This window comes from Streptomyces sp. NPDC047982 (genome assembly GCF_043204165.1).
Classification (GTDB): domain Bacteria; phylum Actinomycetota; class Actinomycetes; order Streptomycetales; family Streptomycetaceae; genus Streptomyces.
Genome location: NZ_JBIDBS010000005.1, coordinates 385,904 through 395,431, shown reverse-complemented (window position 1 = coordinate 395,431; position 9,528 = coordinate 385,904). Strand labels below are relative to the sequence as shown.

Here is a 9,528-nt window from a genome sequence, read left to right as displayed (position 1 = left end):
GACGCTAAACGCCTGTGGAGCGCCGGTAAGACGGGCACACGTGCCCGCACAGCGCGGTGAAGCAGGAAGCCCCCGAAAGGGTCAGACGACCCAGGCCGGAATCCCTGGACTTTAGGCCAGGGAGCACGTCAAATCATCAGCATGGTGCCTGGGGGCGCGGCACAGCTTCAGAGCCAACACAGCCACAGCCGTGTGCCGGCGGTCTGTCAACCACTGGGCCTTAAACGACCGAGCTTGCCGGCTCGGTTTGGTACGGCGTTGCTTATGCTCACGACTGCCCCCCTCCAACAGGGCGTCACGGGTCACATCTACCGCCCCCGGCTCGGGCCGGGAGCGGATCGGGCATGTTGACGAATTCCCACGCCGAGCGTGCGCGGTTGCGCTGTGCCGCCCGGCAGGCCGAAGGAGGCGGTGAGTCCGGCGGCCGACCGGGAGTGGCACAGCCGTGAGCAGCTCTCGATGTTGTTCGTGCCGATCACCGTGCGCATGAACTTCTGGATGAGGTAGTTCTCCTCGTTGGTGGCGCGCGCGGAGGAGATCGCCGCGACCGCGTCCGGACCGCCGGCGGCGACCGCGGCTCGCAGCCCGCGCGCGACATGGTCGAGCGCGTCGCTCCAACTGGCGGCTCCACACGTCTGTTGCGGCGCAGCAGGGGCTGGGGGAGGCGCTCGGGTGAGCGCAGGAATCCGTGGGCGAAGCGGCCCTTGCGCAGGTGCGCCCGCGGTTGACCAGCCCCTCGCGGTCCGGCAGTACGGCCGTGACCTGGCCGTCTGCGGTGACCACGTCCAGTGAGCAGCCCACGCCGCAGGAGCCTCAGGCGGTCCGCGTGGTGGTACTCGTGGCGGGCAGCCGGCGCGAGGCGGCGCTGCCCGGCGGCAGACCCGGCTGGAAGATCGCGCCGGTGGGGCAGGTGTCCACGCATCCGCCGCAGGCCACGCAGTCGGAGTCCGCCCACGCCCCGCCGGTGCCGGGCGCGACCACCGTGTCAGCGCCCCGGCCCACCAGGGCGAGCGCGAAACTCGGCCAGCGGCACCTCCAGCCCGTCAGCGGGCAGGAATCCGCCCAGCGGGCCTCCGACCTGCAGCACCGCCACCCGCACGTGACGGCGGCCGTGCGGCGCGGCCGGATCGGCGAAGTAGTCGGCGGGCCCCGGACCGGAGGCGTGGGTCAGGTCGAGACGCTCAGCGATCCCCGGTGCCCACGCCTGCGGCGGCCCCGCGGTGCTCGCGCGCTGCTCGGCCAGCGCATCGAGCAGCCTCTCCCCAGTCCGGCCACGCCGCGGAAAGCATCGAAGCGGTCGGCCCTGCTCACCGACCCATCGTCGCCGTCCCCTCGTCGCCGTCCCTCGTCGTGCCGCATCCGGGACCGGCCCTCAGCTGCGCTCGTTGCCCGACGGCCCAGAAAGACGGCATCAGGAGTCCTGGAGCCGGTCGCAGGCTGTCCGCCCGCCCGCATGCGGGTCGCGGCGAAGAGCAGCAGCATGGAAATAACCGAATGCCGTCATTTCGCGGAGGTGAACCGCGATGACTCTGCCCGTACACCACCGACCCGGCCATCTCATGGAACGATCGTTCCCCGCTCTTGGCTGGGGCGAGCCGACCGGTGCCGAGTTCGATGACCTCTTCGAGCGGATGAACCGGTTCCTGGAGCAGGCTGCCGGTGTCACGCCGTCGGGTCGGGCCTGGTCGCCCATGGCCGACCTGCACGAAACGAACGACGCCTACGTGGTCGAGGCGGAACTGCCCGGGATCAAGCGTGAGGACATCGACGTCGAGGTCAGCGACCGGGAGTTGTGCATCTCCGGCGAGTACAAGGAATGCGAGCGTGAAGGAGTCCTGCGCCGCCGTACCCGGCGCACCGGGCGTTTCGAGTACCGGGCGCTGCTGCCGGCGGATCTCAATGCGCAGGAGATCACAGCGTCGCTGGCCGACGGGGTGCTGACCGTCACTGTCCCCAAGGCCCAGGCGGCAAAGCCGCACCACATCGAGATCACCGAAGCCTGAAGCAGTGTGGCAGTGGGGGCGGGATACCCGGTCCCACCACCACATCGGACGGTCCCATGACTGGTATCTAATCGAACATACCCACCGGTGTCGGTGCGGCGCCAGCCGTTCACCGGGTGGTGGTCGGGCTGACCGATCGGTCGGGAGATGCCGTCATGGCCGAACAGATCGCCTACCGGCGAGTCCGTGAAGAAGCCGCTCTTCGGGACGGCAAGCGGGTGCTCGCCGACCGTGTCTGGCCGCAAGCCCATAGGCTCACGTTTCACGTTGCTCACTGCCACCAGGGACATGAGCCACAGCCAGGCCGCCGTCCTTCCCGAATGGCTGGCGGCGAAGCCATGACCGGCACATCGGAACCCGTGACGAGGCGGCCGCGGATTGTGATCGTCGGTGGCGGGCACGGCGGCATCCACGTTGCACTGCGACTTCGGCGGCTGCTCCGCCACTCCCGGGCCACCGTCACTGTCGTCGACGCCAACTCGTACATGACCTACCAGCCGCTGCTGGCGGAGGCGGCGGCGGGCAGCGTCGAACCGCGCCATGTCGTGGTGCCGCTGCGGCAGGCCCTTCCCTGGGCGCAGGTCATCACCCGGGAGGTGGTCTCGATCGATCATGCGCAGCGGACGGCGTACCTGCACAGCGACGACGGCGACCCGGTCGCGCTGACCTACGACGTGCTGGTGCTGGCACCGGGCTCGGTCTCCCGGGTGCTGCCGATCCCGGGACTGGCCGAGAACGGGATCGGATTCAAGACCGTCGCCGAGGCAATCCATCTGCGCAATCACGTGCTCGCCCGCCTGGACGAGGCCGCTTCCGCGTCCTCGCCGCGCAGTCGGCAGGCGGCGCTGACCTTCGTCTTCGTCGGCGGTGGCTTCGCCGGTGTGGAGGCCCTGGCGGAACTGCAGGACATGGCCTGGGACGCCTGCACCCGCTACCCGGAGATCGAGCCCATCCGGATGAAGTGGGTGCTGGTCGAGGCCACTGGCCGGATCCTGCCGGAAGTCGGCGAGCGACTCAGCCACTACGCCACGCACCTGCTGCGGTGCCGCGGCATCGACATCCGTCTGGAGACGCGACTGGTCTCCGCCGAAGGCGGCCGCATCCGTCTCGACGACGGAACCGAGTTCGATGCCGACACCCTGGTGTGGACCGCCGGAGTGGCCCCCAACCCGCTGGTCGCACGCACCGACTTGCCGCTGGATGAGCGTGGACGCGTCCGTACCACCTCCTACCTGTCGGTCGTCGGCACCACCGACGCGTGGGCACTGGGTGACTGCGCTGCGGTCCCCGATCTTGCCCGGGGTGAGGGCGCGGTGTGCCCGCCGAGCGCGCAGCACGCCGTGCGGCAGGCCCGCACAGTGGCCGACAACCTCGCCGCATCGCTGAACGGGAGCCAACTGGCCCCCTACCGGCACGCGTCCATCGGTTCGGTCGCCAGTCTCGGCCTCTTCCAGGGGGCTGCGGAGATCCGCGGCATGCGGCTGCGGGGCTTTCCGGCCTGGCTGGCCCATCGCACCTACCACCTGTCGAAGCTGCCCTCGGTCAACCGCCGCCTGCGGGTGGTCGCCGACTGGACCCTTGCCCTGATGTTCCCGCGCGAGATCGTCTCGCTGGAGGCCATCGAACACAGCCGCGAGGAGTTCACCCTCGCCGCCTCGGCGGCAACCAAGCGCGCCCGGCACGCGTGATGCACCGCACAACGTCAGGGACGGCCCCCGTGACGCTGCTGACGTTCGGGCATGGCACTGCGGGACGCGAACAGTTGGCCGCCCTGCTGCACGGCGCCGGCCTGCGGGCCGTTGTCGACGTACGGACCGCGCCCGGCAGCCGGCACAACCCCGACGTGGGCCGGGAAGCACTCCGGCGGTGGCTGCCGCAGGAGGGGATCGACTACCGGTGGGAGCAGCGGCTGGGAGGCTTTCGGAAGGTGCCCCCGGACTCTCCCGATGTCTTCTGGGAGAACGCCTCCTTCCGCGGATACGCGGGTCACACGCGCACCCCGGACTTCCTGGCGGCCATGGACGAGTTGCTGCGGCAGGCGGCCCACGTCCGCACCGCCGTGATGTGCGGCGAGTCTCTGTGGTGGCGCTGCCACCGGCGGATCATCGCCGACTTCGCCGTCCTCGCGCGCCGCGCCCGAGTACTGCACCTGGCCCACGACGGCCGGCTCACCGAGCACCGTCCGACAGCGGGAGCCCGGCTGCGCGCTGACGGACTGCTCGTCTACGACCGCGTGTGACCGCCACCCGCGTCGAAGCCCTTGACGGTCATGCCGGGCAGGATGAACGTGACCCCTTATAAACCGCGGGCGGGGGCGCTGGAGGACGGCACCCGGGTCGAGATCGGCCACGGCGCGGTGGTGATCGCCGCGATCACCTCCTGCACCAACACCTCCAACCCGCAGGTCATGGTCGGCGCCGCCCTCCCGGCCAAGAAGGCCGTCGAACACGGGCTGAGGCCGAAGCCCTGGGTGAAGACCTCCCGGGCGACCGGCGCGGGGCGAGGCGTGGGCGGCGCTGGCGGTGTGGGCAGTGGTCTTCGTCGGGATGCTCGCCGCACCGGTCACCGCGCTCCGGCGCTCCCGGCGGCCGGGAGCCAAGTGACGGGATGTGCGAAAGGCCGCTTGTGCGATGGGCCGATGGCCGTTCGGGTACGGGACCGGAACGCGCACCGGCGCACGACGGCCGTGCCACCGCCGTGTGCCGGTGCACACCGGGCCCGCGGCTGCTTCGGCGGCCCGTGCCTCATGCGACGGGCGGCCCGGCGTCGGTGATCCAGGTGTGGGCCCAGGCCACCAGGGCCGGGTCGTTGAGGGCGTCGACCCAGAGGTCTGCCCGCTCCGCCCCCCGGCCGGAGGGCCGGGGTCCGACGCCGACCACCCGCAGTCCGGCTTTCCGGGCGGACTCGATGCCGGTGAGTGAGTCCTCGACAGCCAGCGCTTCGTGCGGCCGGACGCCGCAGCGTTCCGCCGCCTCGGCGTACACATCCGGGCGAGGTTTGGGGCGCAGGGAGCCGCCCGCCACGACGACATGGTCGAAGTGACCGAGCAGTCCCGCCCGCCGCAGGCACGACTCCACCATGTCCAGTGGGCAGTTGCTGGCGACCGCGAGCGGCAGGTGACGGGCCGTGAGGCCGACGAGGGCGGCCGCGCCCGGCATGGTGACGGGATCCTCGTCGACCAGCGCCATGAAGTTCCTCAGGAGCGAATGGGTCATCTCGTAGGTGAGTTCGGGTTTCCCGGTCTCCCGGGCCATGAGGCTTCCGCACTCGGTGTAGTGCACGCCCTGGGCGCGCTCGGCGAAGCCGGGCGGGGGCTTGAGGCCGAACTCCGCGAACACTCTGTTGCGGGCGTCCTGCCAATGGCGTTCGGTGTCCATGAGAGTGCCGTCGCAATCGAAGACGATGGCGGCGGGGGACCAGTTGGGAATGGGGTGAGCTGCCATTTTTCTGCCGTTCTCGGAGAGCGCCGGCCGCGGTCCGATTCCGGTTCGCTGTTCTCCCGGACCGGGGGAAGGCGCGCTGGACTGAGGGAAGCTGGAATTCGGACGATCTTCGGTGATCGTTTGCGGAGGCGGTCGATTCGCCTCTGTGGGGCTCGCCGCGACGGATGTGATCCGTCTGTGCGGGGCGGGCCCGGAAACATCGTGCCGACTACGTTAATTTCGCGTCCGAGCGGCGTGCAATCACTACTTCGAGTGTTTTGGGGCGGGACGATCGCGCGCCGGGCGTGCGCGGAGGGGTGGCCCGAGGGTGACCGTACGGAGCCTTTCGTCCGCTCAACCGGCCTGAATGCACGGTGATGTGGAAAAAACCTGGTCATTTCCGGGAAAGGTCGTGGCGGACTCGTGTGTGAAAGCGCGGAGAAGTGCGTCTGGCTTCCTTGGTGTCTCCCTGCGTGTGCAGTCGAAGAATAATAAAATCTCCGCTCGGTATGGTTCGGCGACGTCGTTGATGCGCGGGCGCACTACCTCCTCGCGCCCCATGTATCGCATGAGATATCGAAGGTGGAACAAGCATGCAGGCCAGGGCGCGAACGACCCGGAGATCTCTGCTGGAGGCCGCGGCGCAACTCTTCGTCGAACGCGGATATGTGGGAACGAGCGTCAATGACATATGCACCCGTTCGGGAAAGACCAGCGGGGCCGTCTACTTCCATTACTCCAGCAAGGAGAAACTCGCCCTCGCCGTGGTGCGCGACCGGTTCGCCGCATGGCCCCAGTTGGCCGCGTACTACACGGCCCCGGACGTCCCGCCGCTCGAACGGCTCGTCGCCCTGAGCTTCGAGATCGCCGGGGTCCTGTGCCGGGACGTCATGGCGCGTGCCGGGGCCCGGTTGTGGGCGGAGCGGCGCAGCATCGACGCCGTCGTTCCCACCCCGTTCGCCGCCTGGACCACGGCCGCCACCAGGCTGCTCGCCGACGCCCGGTCGCGGGGCGATCTCGCCGAGGGCGTCGAACCGGCGGGCGCCGCCCCGGCCCTGGTGTGCGCCTTCTTCGGCCTGTACAGCCTCAGCGGCGACGAGGCTTCCCTGTACGGCCGCGGCGGTGACGAGGCGTCGCGGGAGCGGGAGTTCGTGTCACGGCTCGACCAGTGGTGGCGCCTCGTCCTGAACGCCCTGCAGGCGCGCCCGGACCCCGGCGCCCTGATCGCGAGCGCCCGGGCCAGGCTTCCCGTCGGCGGGCCGGACACCGGCGGGAGCACCGACCGGGTTCCGGGGCATGATCCGCGACTCGGTACACCCAAACCCGCGGCGGGCGCGTCCATGCTGGGGGAGCGCCTGATCACACCGCCGGGCGCTTCGACAGGTAGGAGGCGCGGTGCATCCCGCGCAGGCGATCGGCCAGGGCCGCCACCGGCCCCTGGACCACGACGCCCGGTACCACCTCCTTGACCGGCAGGGCGCGCACCGGGGACGACGGCGCGCCCAGCTCGTCCAGCCACTGCGTCAACTGGGCCGCGGAATGGGCGTAGACGACGCGTCCGAGGCCGACCCAGCCGTGGGCCGCCGCGCACATGGGGCAGTGCTCACCCGAGGTGAAGACGGCAGCCTCGGCCCGCTGCGACGCCGTGAGGTGTGCGGCCGCCCAGCGGGCCAGCTCGAACTCCGGATGCCGGGTGCTGTCGCCGAGGCCGTTCACCCGGTTGCGGTCCTCGGCGAGGATCCGGCCGCCGCCCACCAGGACGGAGCCGAAGGGCTCGTCCCCGGCGCGCAGCGCCTCCGCGGCCAGGTCCACGGCCCGCTCCAGGTGACGGTGTTCGGCCTCGGTCAGATCGACGGATGACAAAGGACTCTCCTCGTGGTGCGGGCGGGTCGGGATGTACGGGCCGGCCCCGCGGGGCGGCCCCGCGGGTCCGTGGTATCACCGGGCCGCGAGGCATGCCTCCGCGCCGCGCCGTGCCGACGGACGGCGCGCGGAAGCGGGGAAGCGGACGGCGGGGAAGCGGACGGCCGGGAGGCGGGGAAGGGGACGGCCGGGAGGCGGGGAGGCGGGGAGGCCAAGGACTGTCCCGTGATCCCCGGCGGGCGCGCGACGACAGCTCCGGCGCCTCACCGCGTTGTCCGAACATCCGCGCACATCCGGTACGCGCAAGCCCCTGCGCCTTGCGATTGGAGGCCGCCGAGGAGCAGAGGCCCTCGACGAGGCGATCGCGGACCGGGACGTGCCACGGGTCGAGGAACCCGTCATGAACCGCCTGGAGACCAGCCGCGCCGCAGCGCGCCGCAAGAACGCCCGGGAATGAACGCCCGGGCCCAGGCACGAATGCCCGGGAACGAACGCCGCCACCGGGCCCGCACGCCACCGGCACACGTCCGCACCGGACGCGGCCCGGCGCTTCGGTACGGTGACCGCGGCCGTCGGGCAGCGGTCCTGCGCGGACGGAGCGGCCCGTGCAGGTGGTCGCCGGGGGGCTCGTACCCCCGGCGGCGGCCGTCGTGGTGCCGCGACGGGTCAGCTCTCGGCGTCGTCCGCCGACCGCTCGCCCTCCGCCTGGGAGGGCTGGGTGCGCATCGTGGCGGGGTGCCGCGGCTCGGCCGGGTTCAGGTCCTCGTCCAGTCGCTCGCCCTCGGCCTGCGAGGGAGTCGGGTACTCCTCGTTCTCGCTCATGGCCGCCTCCACGGTCGGAACGCGTGCGGGTGAATGCCCGCAGGACGAGCCTAACGCGCCGATCGGGCGTCGGCCCGTCCGTGACTCCCCGGCCGACACGCACGCGGCCGAGTCGTCAGGCGAGCGGCCGCGGTGCACTGTGGAAGACGTGAGGATCGGTGAACGTGTCACGGCTCTCCGGAAGTCATGGCGGCCGGGTCGCGGGCTGGTGGCGCTGCCCCTGGCCCTCATCGTCGTGATCACCGTCGCGGACATCCTGACGGGGCGGAACATACAGCTCGGACCGCTGCTGGTCATGGCGCCCGCGCTCTGCGCGTCCTTCGCCGGCCCGGTGTTGACGGGGACGGTCGGGGTGCTGGCCGTGGCGGCCCAGGTGCTCATCCTCCACCACCTCGGCAGGCTGACCACCCAGAGCGGGCTGGTGCAGATCATCGCCCTCGCGGTGCTCTCCGCGCTGATCGTGTTCTACTGCCTGCTGCGCGAACGCAGCGGCAGGCAGCTCGCCCGGGTGCGGTCGGTGGCGGAGGCCGCGCAGCATGTGCTGCTGTGGCCGCTCCCGGAGCGGATCGGTCCGCTGCGGGTCGCCTCCCTCTACCTGCCGGCCGAGGACGAGGCCCTGATCGGCGGGGACCTGTACGCGGCCACCCGTGTCGATGGCGGAACCCGGTTGCTGATCGGCGATGTGCGGGGCAAAGGACTGGCCGCGATCGGCGAGGCCGCCGTCCTGCTCGGGGCCTTCCGAGAGGCATCCCACCGGCACACCGGCCTGCCCGAGCTCGCCGCGGCCCTCGAACAGAGCGTCTGCCGTTACGAGGCCGACTTCGAGCGGGAGGGCGAGGTCGGCGAGCCCTTCGTCACCGCCCTGCTGGTGGAGATCCCCGACGAAGGGGGCACCAGCCGGATGACGAGCTGCGGGCACCCCCCGCCCCTGCTGCTGGGCCCGGGGCACTCCGTCACCGTGCCGGGGCTGCGCCCCTCACCGCCCCTGGGGATCAGCAGTCTGGGGCCGTCCTCCTACGCCCTGGACTCGTTCACCTTCGAGGACGGCGAGACGCTGCTCCTCTACACCGACGGCGTCATCGAGGCGCGCGACCGGGGTGGACGGTTCTACCCGTTCGCGGAGCGGGCCGCCCGGTGGACCGACAACTCCCCGGAGGCCCTCCTGCACCATCTGCGACGCGACCTCCTGGCCCACGTCGGAGGGGAGCTGAGCGACGACGCGGCTGTCATCGCGATCCACCGCCAGCCCGTCGCCTCCGAGCCGCACCGGTTCGCCGGGACCGTCCGGGCCGGCGGCGTCCACCGAGGGGCCTGGGGGATCGGGCCCGTGCCCTGACGCGCACGGTGCGCATGGCGCCGCGCGCCCGCGAGGACCCCGCGGGCGCGATGTCGCGCGGGTGGCCGTGGGCCTGCGCAGG

At 71.5% G+C, this 9,528-nt stretch carries 9 protein-coding genes and 2 pseudogenes; 6 read left to right on the top strand and 5 right to left on the bottom strand.

Annotated elements, in window-relative coordinates; all coding sequences use genetic code 11:
• Positions 1-308: 308 nt before the first annotated feature.
• Both ACGF2V_RS09125 and ACGF2V_RS09120 read right to left on the bottom strand, forming a co-directional pair.
• Positions 309-584, bottom strand: a complete 276-nt coding sequence (locus ACGF2V_RS09125) for a hypothetical protein (RefSeq protein ID WP_362704919.1) — start codon at positions 582-584, stop codon at positions 309-311.
• A gap of 229 nt (positions 585-813) precedes the next feature.
• The gene (locus ACGF2V_RS09120) at positions 814-1,002 is read right to left on the bottom strand and encodes a 4Fe-4S binding protein (RefSeq protein WP_362630328.1); all 189 of its coding nucleotides are present in this window, start codon (positions 1,000-1,002) and stop codon (positions 814-816) included.
• Between the two features lie 521 nt (positions 1,003-1,523).
• On the opposite strand from ACGF2V_RS09120, the gene ACGF2V_RS09115 reads away from it, so the two are divergent.
• From ACGF2V_RS09115 to ACGF2V_RS09100, 4 genes and pseudogenes are all read left to right on the top strand, one after another.
• Positions 1,524-2,003, top strand: coding sequence for an Hsp20/alpha crystallin family protein (locus tag ACGF2V_RS09115; protein WP_362630331.1), 480 nt, complete (start codon positions 1,524-1,526; stop codon positions 2,001-2,003).
• A gap of 359 nt (positions 2,004-2,362) precedes the next feature.
• Positions 2,363-3,691 (top strand): NAD(P)/FAD-dependent oxidoreductase, encoded by a 1,329-nt coding sequence (locus ACGF2V_RS09110; protein WP_362630334.1) that lies wholly within the window; start codon positions 2,363-2,365, stop codon positions 3,689-3,691.
• Positions 3,691-4,242, top strand: a complete 552-nt coding sequence (locus ACGF2V_RS09105; protein WP_362630336.1) for a DUF488 domain-containing protein — start codon at positions 3,691-3,693, stop codon at positions 4,240-4,242. The genes ACGF2V_RS09110 and ACGF2V_RS09105 overlap by 1 nt, the downstream gene beginning before the upstream one ends.
• A gap of 81 nt (positions 4,243-4,323) precedes the next feature.
• A pseudogene (locus tag ACGF2V_RS09100) lies at positions 4,324-4,500 on the top strand (aconitase family protein); the annotation flags it as partial.
• Positions 4,501-4,747: 247 nt separating this feature from the next.
• Here ACGF2V_RS09100 and ACGF2V_RS09095 read toward each other — a convergent pair.
• Complete coding sequence (locus ACGF2V_RS09095; RefSeq protein ID WP_362704882.1) at positions 4,748-5,446, bottom strand: HAD family phosphatase; 699 nt, start codon at positions 5,444-5,446, stop codon at positions 4,748-4,750.
• A gap of 572 nt (positions 5,447-6,018) precedes the next feature.
• On the opposite strand from ACGF2V_RS09095, the pseudogene ACGF2V_RS09090 reads away from it, so the two are divergent.
• Positions 6,019-6,675, top strand: a pseudogene (locus ACGF2V_RS09090) (ScbR family autoregulator-binding transcription factor); the annotation flags it as partial.
• A gap of 109 nt (positions 6,676-6,784) precedes the next feature.
• Here the strand turns inward: ACGF2V_RS09090 and ACGF2V_RS09085 are convergent.
• Entirely contained in the window at positions 6,785-7,288 is a 504-nt protein-coding gene (locus ACGF2V_RS09085) for a nucleoside deaminase (RefSeq protein ID WP_362630342.1), read from the bottom strand.
• 666 nt (positions 7,289-7,954) lie between these two features.
• A complete protein-coding gene (locus ACGF2V_RS09080) occupies positions 7,955-8,110 on the bottom strand; it encodes a hypothetical protein (RefSeq protein WP_362630345.1) in 156 nt (51 codons plus the stop codon).
• A 148-nt stretch (positions 8,111-8,258) separates the two neighbouring features.
• Here ACGF2V_RS09080 and ACGF2V_RS09075 point away from each other — a divergent pair, with 148 nt between their 5' ends.
• Entirely contained in the window at positions 8,259-9,446 is a 1,188-nt protein-coding gene (locus ACGF2V_RS09075) for a PP2C family protein-serine/threonine phosphatase (protein ID WP_362630348.1), read from the top strand.
• The last annotated feature ends 82 nt before the right edge of the window (positions 9,447-9,528 follow it).

What these genes read in the sequence shown, in the direction of transcription:
- ACGF2V_RS09080 (WP_362630345.1), bottom strand. Translation starts at nt 8,110, where the DNA reads ATGAGCGAGAACGAGGAGTACCCGACTCCCTCGCAGGCCGAGGGCGAG.
- ACGF2V_RS09105 (WP_362630336.1), top strand. Translation starts at nt 3,691, where the DNA reads ATGCACCGCACAACGTCAGGGACGGCCCCCGTGACGCTGCTGACGTTC.
- ACGF2V_RS09095 (WP_362704882.1), bottom strand. Translation starts at nt 5,446, where the DNA reads ATGGCAGCTCACCCCATTCCCAACTGGTCCCCCGCCGCCATCGTCTTC.
- ACGF2V_RS09115 (WP_362630331.1), top strand. Translation starts at nt 1,524, where the DNA reads ATGACTCTGCCCGTACACCACCGACCCGGCCATCTCATGGAACGATCG.